This is a genomic window from Staphylococcus sp. Ze2, assembly GCF_048568365.1.
GTDB lineage: Bacteria > Bacillota > Bacilli > Staphylococcales > Staphylococcaceae > Staphylococcus > Staphylococcus xylosus.
On sequence record NZ_CP183486.1, the window covers coordinates 2558754 to 2573783 of the forward strand.

Below are 15030 nucleotides of genomic sequence, written 5' to 3' on the forward strand. Positions count from 1 at the left end.
AAAATATGAGAAGTGTCTTCTTGTAACAAATTAGTAATCATGTTCTTTTTCATACGTTTTTCTTCTACGTTCTTCACGCTCATGTGCACGCTTTTTCAATTGATCAAATGTATTATTCTCAGTAGCACTCAATAAGATATTCGTTTGTCTAGGAGCATCACTTTTTCTATACATATACGCGCCAGTACGGTATGCTGCACGAGAAATTAAGTGTCCTCCAACAGGAGATGTTAAATTAATAAACACTAAAGCAAGAATAAGTCTTACACTTAGATAACCTTGCGATGAAATAAAATAGATGATAACGCCCACAAGTGTCAATAATACAGATAATGTTGAACTTTTCGTTGCCGCATGACTACGTAAAAAGACATCTTGGAATTTAATTAGACCAATGGCACTAATTAAAGCTATAATACTTCCTAAAAATATCATAAAGGCCGCAATAAGATTAACGATTTCGCTTGTTATTTGCATTGAAGACGTGCCCCCCTTCTATAAATCTAGAAATCGACACTGTACTTACAAAGGAAATAATGGCGATAAGTAATATCGAATCCAAGAATGAGAATGTACCGAACACGATGCTTAGCAATCCAACCATCGACATTAATATTGCACTGGCAGTATCAAATGCAACTACTCTATCTGCAGTAGTCGGACCCTTTATCAATCTAAATAGTGTTAGTAATAAAGCTATACCAAATATAATGAGCGCACTTGTGATAAAGAAATCTATTAGATATTCGATCATTCTGCCACCTCCAATATGAGTCCTTCATATTGTCTGATACTTTTCAGTAATTTCTGTTTTTCTTTATCTGAAACATCAATGGCATGTATAAAGAACTTTTGCTTTTCTTTCGAAATTCTAATAACTGTAGATCCAGGCGTGATAATAATTAAAATTGTTAAGAAAGATACTTCCCAATCTGTATCTAACGTCGTTTCATAAGTTACTAATCCAGGATTTAAGTCCTTTGTTTTAAATAATATATAATTGATTGTCGTCATACTTGAAGTAATTAGCTGATAAAGATAAACTGCTAAAAACTTAATACTGACCCATACCTTTTTCAAATAGAATTGTTGCCCAAAGAAACGATGTAAAATATAGATAACTAATAATCCTATAAGGTAACCTGCGAAAAAGGTCGATATTTTAAAAGAATCTTCATCTTGAAAAAGGACCCATAAAAAGGCAATGACGATATTAAGTAAGACTTGTCTCATTATTTATCCTCCTTCATTAAATGAGGATTAACCATTTTTTCGTACAATCCATCATCCATATTTAAGTGCGTCGCATTTTCAGTTACTTTAAATATTAACGGCGCCGCAATACCCATTGCAATAATCGTTGCTACTAAGATACCTATAAGGATTTTACGGTACTGTGGAATTTTTTTAAATACAATAGCTTCTCCTCTTTGTTCATTACCTAGATACATCACAAAGAATACTCTAAATAAACTAAACATTGCTATTAAACTTGTAATAATCATCAACGTTAAACCAATGTAGTTTCCATTTTCAATTGCACCTTCAAAAATAAACACCTTACCAGGGAAACCACTTAATGGAGGCACCCCTCCGATTGCTAAAATCATCACAACAAATGCTACACCAAAGAATGGTTCTTGTTTCGCTAATCCATGTAAACTTCGGTACTGCCTATAACCTGTGACATATACAAGACTACCTATAATAAAGAATAGCAACGTTTTAACTACAATATCATTCGCTAAATAGAAAATAGCACCGTTCACACCAGCAAAAGTATTCGTTCCCAATCCTAATATTACAAAACCGATAGATAAAATAACCTGGTATGCTGCAATCTTTTTAATATCTTTATATGCAAGTACACCAAAAGCACCTATCAGCATTGTAATACAAGATAAGAAGACTAATAACGGATGTGAAATCCCATGATGTTCATCAAATATAAGTGTAAAGAAACGAATTAATGCGTATGCACCTACTTTAGTCATTAATGCTGCAAATAGTGCTGCTAATTCTGTATTTAACACTGCGTATGCTTTAGGCAACCACATAAATAGTACTAAAGCAGCTTTTGCACCAAATGCAATTAAGAACACCATTGAAACAATTACGATGGCACTCTTGTCATTCATTTCATTTAGTCGTTGAGATACAAGTGTGAAATTTAATGTACCAGTTAATTTGTACAATAAACCAATGCCTAATAATAGTAACCATGAACCTAAAATATTAAGTACGACATAGATAATTGCAGCTCGTAATTGTTCTACTGATTGCCCTAATGTAATAAGTACGAATGATGCCAATAACATCACTTCAAACATAACATAGATATTGAATAAGTCTGCTGTTAAAAATGAGCCTATTACGCCGACAGTTAAGAATAAAATAAAACTAGGTAAATAGTAACGTATCGCTCGTTTCTCAGTTCGTCCAAAGCCATATGCCATAATCAGCGTAACGACAAAACTTGAAGTTACAACCAACAATAGACTTAAGGAATCTCCCACAAATTGAATACCATATGGCGCTTTCCAACCACCAAAATCTAACGCAATTGGTTTGTTATACATTACATAAATGAGCAATGCCAAGGAAACTAACGTTGTAAAAGCCATTGTACCAATTGAAAAGATCCTAGATAATCTACTGTGCGTACGAATGAATACTAAACCTAAACCACAAACTGCCGGTAGTAGTAATGGTAGTATTAATAAATTACTCATCATTATCGTCATCACCTCTCAGTACATCGATTTCATCTTCTTTAGTAACACGATATGTCCTATAAACAAGTACTAAGAGAAAGGCGGTCATTGCAAAGCCGATAACAATTGCAGTTAGTACAATTGCTTGTAATAAAGGGTCCACAAATTGCTTACTACCTTCACCAATTAAAGGTTCAACCATTTCTTTGCTGTATTTACCCATACTCATAATAATCAGGTTACCAGCATGAGTGTAAATCGAAATTCCAATAACAATTCTTATCAAATTGACTGATAATATCATATACGTTCCAATAAATATTAAAAAGCCAATGACCATTAATAATATTAAATTCATGAGCGACCACCACTAATTGAAAGCATAACTGTAACAACCACACCCACAACGGATAATACAATCCCTGCTTCAAATAGCGTTACAGTTGATAAATGTACTTCGCCTAACAATGGTAACTGTACATATGCATCTGTTTGGTAAAGGAACGGTTTACCAAAGAACATAGGTACGAGGGCTGTAATAAATGATAGTAAAGAACCACAGATCATTAGAATTCTGAAATCTAATGGTAATGCGACTAAAACTTGTTTAACGTCGAAGGCCAAAAACATCAATAGAAATGCTGAACTGAAAACGAGGCCGCCAATAAAGCCACCGCCTGGATTATTATGCCCAGCTAAAAACAGATAAAATCCAAAAGTTAATAAGATAAACACAACAATTTTCGTTATCGTTCGTAATACAACATCATTCTCTTTCATCTTGACCCCTCCGTTCTTTGAAGTTAAGTAATGTATAAATACCTAAACCAGCTATGATTAGTACCATACCTTCAAACAATGTATCTAAAGCACGGAAATCACCTAGTATTGAATTCACAATATTTTTACCACCTGCTAAATTATAAGCATCATGATAAAACGTTGAAATTGTAGGCATTGAATCACTTTGTTGAGCGATAAACACCAGTGTCACGACAATGATTGCCATCAGTAGTGATACGACAATTTTAACTGCTTCACGCTTTTTGTGTACTTTTGCACGTGGAACGTTTGGTAGTCTTGAAAAACTTACGATAAACAGGATCGTAGTAATCGTTTCTACCACTAATTGTGTTAATGCTAAATCTGGCGCTTTCATTAAAATGAAGAAAATCGTGACACAATAACCAATAATCCCATTAAGTATAACCATTGTTAAACGTTGACGAATAAATGTTAAAGCTATACCGAGCACAAATACAACGATTAAAGTAATTACTTCAATTGGACCAAATTCACTAACGTGAATCTGTTGGACATGTGGGAAGCCTGCTTGAATAATCCCATAAATGACAACCATACTAAATATTAATAAAGTCAATGTAATATAATGATTTAAGCGGTTATTCATTAAAGTACGGATACCATAACCAGAATAATGTTCAAATTGATTATATGAACCCAAATATAAGTCGGTGATAGATTTCACCTTAAGTTTGTTAGCATGATTTTTCCAATTTATTTTAAAGGCCATCGTAAACCCAACAACTATTACAACAATGCTTAATATGAGAGGTAAATTGAAGCCATGCCACTGAGCAATATGTGGCGCCACATTGTCTACTTTTTCTCCAATTGTGATACTTCGCAATGCCGGCAAAACAACATAATGTCCAAAAATATTTGGGACAAAGTAGATAACCGGTAATAAAATCATCATAATTGCAGAAGGTAGAGTAAATACAAACGGTTCATGTGGTGATTTTATCGGTAAATCTGCTTTTTGATAATCTCCCCAAAATACTTCCTTAATCATGTAAGCTGAATATATTAAAGTAAAGATACTTGCTAAAACCCCAATTACTGTTATAACTATAGTTAATGAAAGATTAAATTGAGGTAGTTCAACCGCACTAACTAGGCCATCAAAGAACATCTCTTTGCTGAGGAATCCATTTAAGAATGGTATACCGGCCATAGAGAACGCTGATAATAACATAACGATGTGTGTGATTGGAAACACCTTTCTTAATCCAGACAATCGACGGATATCTCTCGTACCTGTTTCATGATCAATAATACCTACACCCATGAATAATGCACCTTTAAATAGCGCGTGGTTCATAAGATGGAATAATGCTGCAAATAGGATAAATCCGTATGCCTCAGATAATGCACCAGTAGGATGCTGTGCAAACCCACCACCTAAACCAACCATGGCAACAATCATGCCTAATTGACTTATTGTTGAATAAGCTAATATAGCTTTCATATCAAACTGTCTCGTTGCATTAACCGCTCCAAATATCATTGTGATTAAACCAACAAATGTCACACAATAAATATAAAAATCACTCAATCCTAATAATGGTGTAAACCTAAATAATAAGAAAATACCTGCTTTAACCATTGTTGCAGAGTGTAAATAAGCACTTACTGGTGTAGGTGCAGCCATTGCCTTCGGTAACCATATGTGGAAGGGAAACTGTGCTGACTTTGTAAATGCACCAATCAAGAATAATATAACAATTGGGATAAAAAGATTACTTTCAGCAATCTTGTCGCTTTGTTCAATAATCGAAGATATAGAATTGGTACCTGTTACGGTATAGACCATGATGAACCCTACTAATAAAGCAAGTCCACCAAACACTGTAATCATAAATGATTGAATCGCACCAAATTGACTTTCGCTTTTACTATACCAATATGCAATTAGTAAAAATGAAGAAACACTCGTTAATTCCCAAAATACATACATTAAAATAGTATTATTTGCAGTAACTACGCCTAACATACTAATCATAAAAAGTAATAAATATATATAAAAACGTGGTAAATTATCATGTTCTTTTGATAGATATTGCGTAGCATAGAAGAATACCGCTAATCCAATAAGTGATATTAGCAAGCTAAAGAATAAACTCAAGCCATCCAATCTAAAATCTATATTAATGTCCAACAATGTAAGCCACGGTATTTTTACTGATACAAAATGACCGTGCATTACTTGTGGTAATTGCCATAAAAAGTATATAGAGGCAACGATGGGTGCTAAGAGTGCAATATGACCTGCAAATCTTTGGATTTTAGGTATAGTCATTGTTAGTAACAAAAGTAACATTATTAAAAATAAAGCCCCAAGTAGATAGACTAAACTCATCGTATTCCCCCTTTAATTATAATTTTATAAATTTAAAGCTATTGTGGTATTGCTCTTCTTTGTAGAAATACCTATAAATTTCATAGTTTCATAAGTAGTTTGATGACCGAGGTATTTTTGAATAATAGATATCGATATACCTGATTGATAAGCATGATATGCAAATGTTTTTCTAAGAGTGGTCAAACCAATATGCAACATCCCTAATTCATTAGCAGCCGCATGTATAATTCGATATGCTTGTTGCCTCGACAAACCTTTAAATGTTCTATTTGATTGAAACAACAATTGATTTTCATTTAGACCTTCCTCATTTATATAATCAAATAACTCATTTCTTAAATCATCAGGTAATTTGATATAAATATTAGGAGCGTGATCTTCAAGCCAATATAACTTTATGTGATCGTCTGATCCTTTGACATCATTAACACATAAATTCAATAATTCAGATAGTTTAACACCTGTATGTATTGCAAATTTAAACAGTAAATAATCCCGCCTAGACTTACAGCTCAATACTTTATACATTGATTTAATTTCTTCAATATCCCTAATAGGATCCACTTGATTCATATTTCCACCTCTCACACCATAAATGTTTCTTATTTAATGATATATGATATTTATGTCACATGGAAGTATTTAATACAAATTTCTTAATTTTTTTTGCCCATTTTGCTATTCGCAGTCGATATATATAGTGAAAGGAGGTTAATTACAATGAATAATATCAGTCAACTCGCAGTTACATTATCGCGTACATTGTTCGACAAAAATGGTAAAGCTAGTCAGTCTAAGCGTCATTTCGCTAATTTAAATACAGACGTAAAAACTGAACAACTTAAAAGTTTCAAATCCATTATAGAACAAATCACAGGAGAACGATTTGACAAACTTGAAGTCATTAAGACAGAAACAATTAATTAAGGAGGAAACGAAATATGTCACAAACGTTAGAACTTATTTTCAACGATGCTGTTAATAAGACGGTCAAATTACAAATACCCAAGATTGAGCATTTTATAAACGAATCTACCGTAAAAGAAGGTATGGCCAAATTAATAGAGTTGGATATTTTGAGACCGAAGTCAGGTATTCCTAAAACAGCCCATGCTGCACAAATTATAGATAAATCTACTAAACTCATATTTGAAAATTAAATATCTAGTAATATCGACGTAATGGACTATAATTAAAAAACGTTACGTAAAAAAGGCTTGAAACAAATGTTTCAGGCCTTTTTACTGGTTAATAATAAACGTCAGATTATATAATCAACTGACTACTTTCCTATTCTAATCTATCATTAATCTCTCTAAGGTCTTAGCCTGACGGTATCACCAAAAAATATCTTTTTCTTACCCAATTTTTTACACATTGAGTATTTATCATATACTTCAACAACTTGAGCTAAATTTTTATATGTCCGTCTAGGATTCAACACTTCTATAAATTGATTCTTTTTTATTTGATCGTTACTGCCTGCACCAACAAAAAAAGTTTCTTCATCTAAAAGACGAATTATGGAAAGTTGTTTCAATATCTATAGTCACTCACTTCTAAAATTACTTTCATTATTCAAAATACATTAAATTTGTTAATTTTTCATTATCTAAAAAACATCAACATATATATTTTATTATACTTTGTTTGTTGTGTACATTTTTTTCTCTGATATACATATATTTCTGCTCCCAATTTAAATGTATGCATACATTAATCTTTCCTTTATAATAAAGTTATCTCAAAGGAAAGCGTGGTTTAATGATTCTCTTATATATCATTGGTATTATTGCAGGTATGGTAGTTCCATTTCAAACTTCAATCAATTCTAGATTGAGTTTATATACAAAATCTTCATTCTATGCATCAACCATTTCATTTGCAACAGGTACTCTTTTTTTAATTTTAATTAATCTTATTATTAATCCCCATGTTTTTACGGGTCAATTTTATAGCAATCAATCATTGAATTATCAATGGTTTGTTGGTGGTATGCTAGGCGTTATTTTCTTAACAGGAAATCTATTGCTTTTGCCACGTTTAGGGGCTTCTTTAACAGTCGTTATGACTGTGGCAGGTCAAATTATAATGGGCGTTGCAATTGATAGCTTTGGTTGGTTCGGCGCCGATAAACATCCCTTTACTTTACTAAAAGTGTTAGGAATTCTCTTTTTAATTGTAGGTATTTTACTTATGAATTATGTCCGACGAAACCCTAAAGACAAATCACAGTCTTCAACAGTTTATATATGGCTCATTATTGGTTTTATATTTGGCTTTTGCCCGCCTATCCAAACAACCATTAATAGTGCGTTGGGTCAGCAATTACATTCATCAATAATGGCATCACTAGTATCCTTTACAGTTGGTACCATTGTATTATTTATATTGACACTGATATTTAACAAAAGTCTTAAAGTTGCAACTTTTAATAGTAAACAAGGCAAATTAAAACCTATTTATTTTATCGGTGGCATATTAGGTGTCATCTTCGTAACGACAAATATTATCTTGATGCCACATTTAGGTGCTGCGCTGACAACGATTATTGTGATGCTAGGTCAAATGCTAATGGGTATCATCATAGATCATTTTGGTCTGTTAGGCACACACGTTAATAAAGTAACAACACGTAAAGTTTCAGGCATTATAGCCATTATGATTGGTATTATATTGCTCAGATTATTTTAAAATTGTAATAGTGCGTCATTTACTTTTATCAAACTGTAAATGACGCACTTTTTTTATGGCAAATAAAGTTATTTTCACTGTATAATCAAACTATATTAACAACAAGAGGTGACCTTATTGCGAAAAATTTTTGCATTACTTATATTATTAATAATTTTAAGTAGTATTGCCTTATTTTGTTGGTACTATTTAAAATCAATATCCCCTAATCAAACCAACGCTCATATAGAAACTATCAAAATTAAGTATGAACCCTCCTATAACTTTACAGGCATGTATTACCCAACCCAAATAACCAATCTATTATCCGAAACAGATAAAGGCTATATTCATAATTGGTTTATAAAAAATAATGACAGTGTTAAAAAAAATCAACCACTTTTCGAATATTACAATCCTCACGCCGAACGTCTCATTGCTAACAAGCCAAAATATCTTTCCGTCTTAAAGCAAAAGAATCCAAGACCACAGCCAATTATTAGTAATGAAATCAGCAAGACGCAATCAGAAATTGAATCATTACAGTCGACGTTACGTACCGTCATTTATGCCCCGCTTGATGGTAACATCCATATAAACCAAAATTTTCCTACTAAAGATAAAGAACTTATTCTGCAAATTTTTAATTCTAATGCTATAATCAAATCTGTTGTTTCTGAATCACTGATAACACAATTACATGAAAATGATAAAGTATTGCTTAAAGATGACAATCAAAGAATTTTCACTGGTGAAATAACATATATTTCTAAATTACCAATACAATTTGATTCTACAGCTAAAAATTCGCAATATAATGTAGAAGTAAGTACTAACTTAAAATCATTATATGGCAAGCATTATAATATTGAAAAACCTAATAAAAAAATTGTAATACCGAAGACTGCAATATATGATAATAAATTTGTTTTCTTACAAAGAAATAAAAAATTTATTAAACGGGTTATCAAAACACAAAATATGGGTAATAAAAAAGATGTATTAATTCTTGAAGGTTTAAGACAAGGAGACATAATCGCTAAAAATGCTGATACATTAGCATCTCAAAATTAGATGTACACAGTATAAATAGCAATTACCTTTAAATACAAAACGCTTATTTACTATTTTTATCAAATTACGGAAAATTGAAACAAAGATATATTAATTTCAATTCAATCATTGGTATGTATAGAATTGAATTAATATCTGAAATCATTTACGTAACGCTTAAACAGTTTTTTGTTTACTTTCTATTTTTATTTAGTTATAATAAACTAAATAATAGTGGTTTTAATATATTTTACCCAAATATAATTAAGCCATAGATTATGATAAACTCTTTGTTTTACACTTTGAATTAAGACAAATAATTATACAAAAACATTTTTAATATGTATATTTGATTGGGCATATAGAATTAGGGAGGAATAATAGGATGGCTATCACCAAAATCAATGATTGCTTTGAATTATTAGCTATGGTTACTTACGCTGATAAATTAAAAAGTATTATCAAAAAGGAATTTTCTGTAAGTTTTGAGGAGTTTGCTGTATTAACATATATTAGTGAGCACGAAAGTGAAGAATATTATTTAAAAGATATTATTAACCACTTAAACTATAAACAACCTCAAGTTGTTAAAGCAGTAAAAAACTTATCACAAGAGGACTATTTTGATAAAAAACGTAATGAACATGATGAAAGAACTGTATTAATTTTAGTAAACACAAAACAACGCAAAAAAATTAATGAGTTATTATCACGTGTTAACGACCGTATTAAAGCAGCAAACGACGATAAAGAAGTATAAACCTTTCGTTGAAAAATTAGAGTGACAGAAACTTTATTTTTTAAATTCGGTTCCTGGCTACTCTAGTAGGCATAACTTATTAATAAAAAGCTTATAGCGCTTGTTAGAAGCGCTTATTTTAATTTTAATCAGCATATTCAAATTAAAAAATAAACCTAAGACATGATTTATTATGTCTTAGGTTTATTTTTATGTAAGGTATTTTCAAGTGCTTATCATTAGTACAATGTATAAAGAACAGAATACCAAAAATACCACTTCAATATTTTTGATACTCTGTAACATTTATAAAATCACTATAAACATCTAAAAAATGTTTCGGCTCTTCTATATGTGGTGCATGACCAGAATGTTCAAATTCTACCATTTTCAGTGAAGTAAATGCATAATGATACTTTTCTATTACTTCACTAGGAACTAATGAATCATATTTTCCATTAATAATTAATGTTGGTGTCTCCGTATTTTTAATAACAACATCTTTATTAAATACTGGAAATTCCATTAATGCTCTCGTGGCTACGGCACTATCTTCTGCCGATTGTCTACTATAGATAAGTTGGTTTTGGAACCATCTTTTCGCCTTATCTTCTGCTTGGTACATATATGGTAACAATAAAATAAGTGATTCTGACTTATCGAAACCTTCAATTTCATCTTGATGTTCAATCATCAATTTATTTAATCCATGTACGCTATCGATTAAATTACATGCTATCAATGTTAGCGTCTTTACCATCGAGTTATAACTATCATTAAAATACTTTGCAATCAAGCCGCCCATATCATGCCCAATAATATGCGCCGTTGAAATATCTAACTTTGTCATCAATCCCTTTAAATCTTCTACATGATCTTCCAAATTAAATGAATTGGGTTTAGATGATTTACCGTGACCTCTAACATCGTAAACAATAACTTCATAATGTTGCTTTAATTCCTCTTTTAAACTAAATAATGAAGCCATATTACCATCAAGTCCATGGATTAATATAATAGGAAAACCTTGACCCTCTCGGATGTAAGCAATCTCGTTGTTACAATTTGTTACTAATTTTTTCATTATGGGTCACCTCCCCTTACAAAGGTAATATACCCCATTTCTAAAGTGCGTATGCTATATTTTTTATTTTTAATTATTTTATATTCTGTTATGATTTATAAACATTTTAGATACAATAAAAACACTTACCATTTTGTAGTCATAAGACTTTGAATAAATGCCACGTGTTTTGGTTCACTTTTTAATTAATACAAACATTAATATTATTTTCGTGAAGAGATTCGAATAGTATAATAAATAATCACTATAAGTAGTAAGATCCAAATAACTATAGAAGCACTTTGTGTAATACTTGAGTTGCTTATCATGGCATCAATGGTTTTTTGACATAAAAGTAAACCAATACCTGTAAATTCTAATCTTCTAAAATACAGACCGGATACACTAAATAAAATACCAATAAAAAATACAGCTTGATGTGCATGAATTGTAACAGCAACAATCCCTAAATTGACATTAAAGCCTTGCAAGACAACTAGAATCATCGATACAACAGCGACACCTAATCCTATAACCATTTCGAATTTATTACTATACAGATAATTTTTCCAATCAATTCTTAAATATATAAAAATTGAAATTGGTAAAATCACTAGACAATAAAAAATAGAAGTGCCCGTAGCTGCTTGGAATGGTACATATTGTTTATCATATAGGTAAGATAACAGGATAAAATTCACAATAAAAAATATGATAGGATTCAATTGTAAAGTGAATAAATTACGTTGTATAGTTAAAATAATTTCAGCTGGTGATTTACGTCTATATTCTATATAATCTTCATCTTTTGCTTCTGATTTTTTTAAATCTTTTTTTAGTTTCTCTTTAATATCGTCTATTAAATTAGGAGAAAGCCCTTTATGAGTAAAATAGTCATTTATATTTTCTACTAAAACTTTGTCGTTAACTCTCATGATTGGCTCCTTTAAATCATTTTTTAATTTATGTAATGACTCGCTATTTTAAAATCATTAAAATAAAATAATATAACCTTTAATTCAGTTAATATTCTCATATTACTTACTATTTTAACAATAAATTGAGGCTAAGACATTAATAAATGTCTTAGCCTCTCAATTAATATTGGTAGTTTAAGTCCTACTTTAAAGAACCACTTTTTAAAGTCATACTATTCAACCATCAAAATTCTAATTCGCTACCACACAATTCGCTAAAATATTACAAAGTAAATGTTATTTACCCATATCTATACGATATAATTTGATATCTTTATCACTTGGTGATGCTGAACTAAATTGATAAGATAATTCATCATCTTGTACATAACCAAAGTTACCAGTGACATTATTATAATGTTCACGTGTAACAGCGTTTTTACTTACCTGTGATTTAACATCTTTATATGTTGGGCCATTTGTATCATTGTAACTCATAGAAACGCGGATAATTTTACCTTTGTTTTTCTTACCGTCTGCCGTCACAACAAGCACACCGTTTTCTTTTTTAAATTCATAATAATGTTCATTACCATCAGGACTATATGAATAAATTGGTGCGTTATTTTCATTCAATACACTTTGTATAGAAGCGCCTATTTTAGCACCTTCTAGCGTTGTATCTCCTTGTTGAAGTGATTTAACACTTTGGATAGAGTTACCTGATGCTGCGTCAACACTACCTGTACTAAATCCAGAGATCGCTAAGCCTGAAACTAGGATTGCTGCAAATACTTTTTTCATAAGCACTCTCTCCTTCTGTATATATAAGTTATCTTGTGCTTATCTATATTGTACTATAAACATTACTAAAATAACAGTGGTGTTACAAAAATATTACAAAAACCTATCATTCTGTAATCAAAGTAACATTTATATTTTAACGACTACAAATTATGTTATTACTCGTTAGCTAAATGAAATTGTCTCATTTTCACAATTTTCTCGATCAACTATTTCATATTATTATTTAATCATATCTGTTACTCTCACAGTAATATTCACCTATCTAATCAATTTTTAGCTTCAAAAAAAGCAAACCAAACGCTATAATTAGCTTTTGATTTGCTTACAATACTGTATTTAGTACAACATCGTTGGCTCATGTGCTTTAATAAATGTAGTTACAACATCTACAAATTTCTCTTTCTCTTCCACAAATGGATATAACCCTGATGCTGTAAAAACATCAAATTTCACTTCTCCTATATAGTCACCTACTTCTTTTGCTTCAACAACGGTAGTTCTCTCACCATGTTGACCTACAATAATTAAAGTCGGTGAATTAACTGTACTTAAGTAACGCATAATATTATTATCATTAAACGAATCTTTCACAGCATTTAATTCTGATTTTGTTGCAATGTTGTTTGTATTATCTACTTGTTTCAAGAATTTTTTGGCTTTGCGTTTAGAATAATATAAATGCTTATCTAGGAATTTTTGTTGCGCTTCTTTATCCCAATTTCTAATCAGGTCAGCGTGCTTTCGATACAAGCGTTCCTCAGGTGACATATCACTCAATAAAGTTGCATTGATTAATGTTAATGAACTTGTCATATCTGGATATAATGATGCAAATGATACCGCAACAGAAGCCCCTAATTCATGGCCGATAAATGAACACTGAGTTACATATAAGTGATCTAATAACGCTTTAATATCCTGTGCATATGTTTCAAAATTAATTTCATTTGGCTTATCTGAATAACCATGACCACGTAAATCAACTAATAAAACTTGATTATGCTTATTAAATTTCTCTTCAATGTCATTAAAAACAGTTAAATTGTCTAAAGCAGTGTGTATCATCACTATCACATTGCCTTCTCCACTCGTTCTATAATTTAAGGCTACACCATCTCTTGTTGTAAATAGATTCATAATTATCTCCCTTTCTTTCCAATAGGTAATATAGATAACAGTTCTTCAGTAGTGTTGATTGTAAAGTCAACTTCTTCTAGTAAAGGTTCTACATCGACTGTTTGTTCTTCTTTAAACCACACACTAACCATTCCCATCGCTCTTGCTGGCGCTACATCATTTAGTGGGTCATCACCCACGTACATTGTCTCTTCTGGTTTTGTGCCTAATTGATCTAACATATCTTCAAAAATCTTCGGATGTGGTTTACGATAGCCAACAGTTTCTGAAGTGGATAAGTAGTTTATAGCATCTTCTACACCTAACGCATGCATTCGATATTGCTTTATCTTAGATTTACCATTAGCTATGACACCTGTTAAATAACCACTGTTTGTCAATTTTTCTAACGTATATAATGTATCGTAATATGGAAAGACATAACGATAAAAATGCATCTCAAAGTCATGAAATAAATCTTTCCAAGTTAAACGATCGACGTGAAAATCTTTAATAATTGCTTTATACAGTTCTGGTTTATCATGATCTTCATCATCATCTAGCTCAATAAATTTTCTTTTAAAATCTTCAAGTTGAATACGCACCAAATAATCGTGAAATCGCTCATATTGCTCTTCAATAAATTTTTCACGTGATTTTTTTCGGTCTAAAAGTGTACCTTCTAAATCAAATACGACCGCTTTAACTTGTGTTAAGTCCATTATCATAACCTCTTTATTTACAATTTTTCAAACAGGCAAATTTTGCTTTATATTTTAAAT

General features: G+C 31.1%; 18 protein-coding genes and 1 pseudogene. 5 read left to right on the forward strand and 14 right to left on the reverse strand.

The window, feature by feature from the left end; genetic code table 11:
• Nucleotides 1-30 precede the first annotated feature (30 nt).
• From ACM591_RS12085 to ACM591_RS12120, 8 genes are read right to left on the reverse strand one after another with little or no spacing between them, the layout of a single operon-like run.
• On the reverse strand, nucleotides 31-477 hold the full coding sequence (locus tag ACM591_RS12085) for a Na+/H+ antiporter subunit G (RefSeq protein ID WP_029377792.1): 447 nt from the start codon (nucleotides 475-477) through the stop codon (nucleotides 31-33).
• A complete protein-coding gene (gene mnhF2 / locus ACM591_RS12090) occupies nucleotides 452-754 on the reverse strand; it encodes a Na+/H+ antiporter Mnh2 subunit F (protein WP_029377793.1) in 303 nt (100 codons plus the stop codon). The genes ACM591_RS12085 and mnhF2 overlap by 26 nt, the downstream gene beginning before the upstream one ends.
• On the reverse strand, nucleotides 751-1233 hold the full coding sequence (gene mnhE2 / locus ACM591_RS12095; protein WP_029377794.1) for a Na+/H+ antiporter Mnh2 subunit E: 483 nt from the start codon (nucleotides 1231-1233) through the stop codon (nucleotides 751-753). Before mnhE2 ends, mnhF2 begins: the two co-directional genes overlap by 4 nt.
• Nucleotides 1233-2735, reverse strand: a complete 1503-nt coding sequence (mnhD2, locus tag ACM591_RS12100) for a Na+/H+ antiporter Mnh2 subunit D (protein ID WP_058625493.1) — start codon at nucleotides 2733-2735, stop codon at nucleotides 1233-1235. The genes mnhE2 and mnhD2 overlap by 1 nt, the downstream gene beginning before the upstream one ends.
• A complete protein-coding gene (gene mnhC2 / locus ACM591_RS12105) occupies nucleotides 2725-3072 on the reverse strand; it encodes a Na+/H+ antiporter Mnh2 subunit C (RefSeq protein WP_029377796.1) in 348 nt (115 codons plus the stop codon). Before mnhC2 ends, mnhD2 begins: the two co-directional genes overlap by 11 nt.
• Nucleotides 3069-3494 (reverse strand): Na+/H+ antiporter Mnh2 subunit B, encoded by a 426-nt coding sequence (gene mnhB2, locus ACM591_RS12110; protein WP_326026811.1) that lies wholly within the window; start codon nucleotides 3492-3494, stop codon nucleotides 3069-3071. Before mnhB2 ends, mnhC2 begins: the two co-directional genes overlap by 4 nt.
• Complete coding sequence (locus ACM591_RS12115) at nucleotides 3481-5877, reverse strand: DUF4040 family protein (protein WP_326026812.1); 2397 nt, start codon at nucleotides 5875-5877, stop codon at nucleotides 3481-3483. Before ACM591_RS12115 ends, mnhB2 begins: the two co-directional genes overlap by 14 nt.
• A 24-nt stretch (nucleotides 5878-5901) precedes the next feature.
• Complete coding sequence (locus tag ACM591_RS12120; protein WP_029377798.1) at nucleotides 5902-6453, reverse strand: tyrosine-type recombinase/integrase; 552 nt, start codon at nucleotides 6451-6453, stop codon at nucleotides 5902-5904.
• Between the two features lie 147 nt (nucleotides 6454-6600).
• Here ACM591_RS12120 and sroA point away from each other — a divergent pair, with 147 nt between their 5' ends.
• Both sroA and ACM591_RS12130 read left to right on the forward strand, forming a co-directional pair.
• A complete protein-coding gene (gene sroA, locus ACM591_RS12125) occupies nucleotides 6601-6807 on the forward strand; it encodes a sigS mRNA-stabilizing protein SroA (protein WP_326026167.1) in 207 nt (68 codons plus the stop codon).
• Nucleotides 6808-6821: 14 nt separating this feature from the next.
• Entirely contained in the window at nucleotides 6822-7040 is a 219-nt protein-coding gene (locus tag ACM591_RS12130; protein ID WP_029377800.1) for a DUF2922 domain-containing protein, read from the forward strand.
• Nucleotides 7041-7195: 155 nt separating this feature from the next.
• On the opposite strand, the gene ACM591_RS12135 is transcribed toward ACM591_RS12130, so the two are convergent.
• Nucleotides 7196-7420: a hypothetical protein gene (locus tag ACM591_RS12135; RefSeq protein WP_037557080.1), complete on the reverse strand. Its 225-nt coding sequence runs from the start codon at nucleotides 7418-7420 to the stop codon at nucleotides 7196-7198.
• A gap of 224 nt (nucleotides 7421-7644) precedes the next feature.
• Between ACM591_RS12135 and ACM591_RS12140 the strand changes: the two genes are divergently transcribed.
• From ACM591_RS12140 to sarA, 3 genes are all read left to right on the forward strand, one after another.
• Nucleotides 7645-8574 (forward strand): DMT family transporter, encoded by a 930-nt coding sequence (locus ACM591_RS12140; protein ID WP_029377801.1) that lies wholly within the window; start codon nucleotides 7645-7647, stop codon nucleotides 8572-8574.
• A gap of 108 nt (nucleotides 8575-8682) precedes the next feature.
• Nucleotides 8683-9627 carry an HlyD family efflux transporter periplasmic adaptor subunit gene (locus ACM591_RS12145; protein WP_418354388.1) on the forward strand — a complete coding sequence of 315 codons (945 nt, stop codon included), beginning with the start codon at nucleotides 8683-8685 and terminating at the stop codon, nucleotides 9625-9627.
• A 364-nt stretch (nucleotides 9628-9991) separates the two neighbouring features.
• Nucleotides 9992-10366, forward strand: coding sequence for a global transcriptional regulator SarA (gene sarA, locus ACM591_RS12150; protein WP_029377803.1), 375 nt, complete (start codon nucleotides 9992-9994; stop codon nucleotides 10364-10366).
• Between the two features lie 259 nt (nucleotides 10367-10625).
• Here the strand turns inward: sarA and ACM591_RS12155 are convergent, their stop codons facing one another.
• From ACM591_RS12155 to ACM591_RS12175, 5 genes and pseudogenes are all read right to left on the reverse strand, one after another.
• Complete coding sequence (locus ACM591_RS12155) at nucleotides 10626-11429, reverse strand: alpha/beta hydrolase (RefSeq protein WP_326026814.1); 804 nt, start codon at nucleotides 11427-11429, stop codon at nucleotides 10626-10628.
• A gap of 203 nt (nucleotides 11430-11632) precedes the next feature.
• Nucleotides 11633-12343 carry a hypothetical protein gene (locus ACM591_RS12160; RefSeq protein WP_029377805.1) on the reverse strand — a complete coding sequence of 237 codons (711 nt, stop codon included), beginning with the start codon at nucleotides 12341-12343 and terminating at the stop codon, nucleotides 11633-11635.
• A 279-nt stretch (nucleotides 12344-12622) separates the two neighbouring features.
• Nucleotides 12623-13129: an SA0570 family protein gene (locus ACM591_RS12165; protein WP_029377806.1), complete on the reverse strand. Its 507-nt coding sequence runs from the start codon at nucleotides 13127-13129 to the stop codon at nucleotides 12623-12625.
• A 339-nt stretch (nucleotides 13130-13468) separates the two neighbouring features.
• Nucleotides 13469-14269 (reverse strand): alpha/beta fold hydrolase, encoded by an 801-nt coding sequence (locus tag ACM591_RS12170; RefSeq protein WP_135059067.1) that lies wholly within the window; start codon nucleotides 14267-14269, stop codon nucleotides 13469-13471.
• Nucleotides 14226-14970, reverse strand: a pseudogene (locus ACM591_RS12175) (HAD family hydrolase). The gene ACM591_RS12170 and the pseudogene ACM591_RS12175 overlap by 44 nt, the downstream one beginning before the upstream one ends.
• Nucleotides 14971-15030 lie beyond the last annotated feature (60 nt).

What these genes read in the sequence shown, in the direction of transcription:
- mnhB2 (WP_326026811.1), bottom strand. Translation starts at nt 3,494, where the DNA reads ATGAAAGAGAATGATGTTGTATTACGAACGATAACGAAAATTGTTGTG.
- sarA (WP_029377803.1), top strand. Translation starts at nt 9,992, where the DNA reads ATGGCTATCACCAAAATCAATGATTGCTTTGAATTATTAGCTATGGTT.
- mnhF2 (WP_029377793.1), bottom strand. Translation starts at nt 754, where the DNA reads ATGATCGAATATCTAATAGATTTCTTTATCACAAGTGCGCTCATTATA.
- ACM591_RS12140 (WP_029377801.1), top strand. Translation starts at nt 7,645, where the DNA reads ATGATTCTCTTATATATCATTGGTATTATTGCAGGTATGGTAGTTCCA.
- ACM591_RS12165 (WP_029377806.1), bottom strand. Translation starts at nt 13,129, where the DNA reads ATGAAAAAAGTATTTGCAGCAATCCTAGTTTCAGGCTTAGCGATCTCT.
- mnhC2 (WP_029377796.1), bottom strand. Translation starts at nt 3,072, where the DNA reads ATGAATTTAATATTATTAATGGTCATTGGCTTTTTAATATTTATTGGA.
- ACM591_RS12155 (WP_326026814.1), bottom strand. Translation starts at nt 11,429, where the DNA reads ATGAAAAAATTAGTAACAAATTGTAACAACGAGATTGCTTACATCCGA.
- ACM591_RS12115 (WP_326026812.1), bottom strand. Translation starts at nt 5,877, where the DNA reads ATGAGTTTAGTCTATCTACTTGGGGCTTTATTTTTAATAATGTTACTT.
- ACM591_RS12130 (WP_029377800.1), top strand. Translation starts at nt 6,822, where the DNA reads ATGTCACAAACGTTAGAACTTATTTTCAACGATGCTGTTAATAAGACG.
- sroA (WP_326026167.1), top strand. Translation starts at nt 6,601, where the DNA reads ATGAATAATATCAGTCAACTCGCAGTTACATTATCGCGTACATTGTTC.
- ACM591_RS12170 (WP_135059067.1), bottom strand. Translation starts at nt 14,269, where the DNA reads ATGAATCTATTTACAACAAGAGATGGTGTAGCCTTAAATTATAGAACG.
- ACM591_RS12085 (WP_029377792.1), bottom strand. Translation starts at nt 477, where the DNA reads ATGCAAATAACAAGCGAAATCGTTAATCTTATTGCGGCCTTTATGATA.
- ACM591_RS12120 (WP_029377798.1), bottom strand. Translation starts at nt 6,453, where the DNA reads ATGAATCAAGTGGATCCTATTAGGGATATTGAAGAAATTAAATCAATG.
- ACM591_RS12160 (WP_029377805.1), bottom strand. Translation starts at nt 12,343, where the DNA reads ATGAGAGTTAACGACAAAGTTTTAGTAGAAAATATAAATGACTATTTT.
- mnhD2 (WP_058625493.1), bottom strand. Translation starts at nt 2,735, where the DNA reads ATGATGAGTAATTTATTAATACTACCATTACTACTACCGGCAGTTTGT.
- mnhE2 (WP_029377794.1), bottom strand. Translation starts at nt 1,233, where the DNA reads ATGAGACAAGTCTTACTTAATATCGTCATTGCCTTTTTATGGGTCCTT.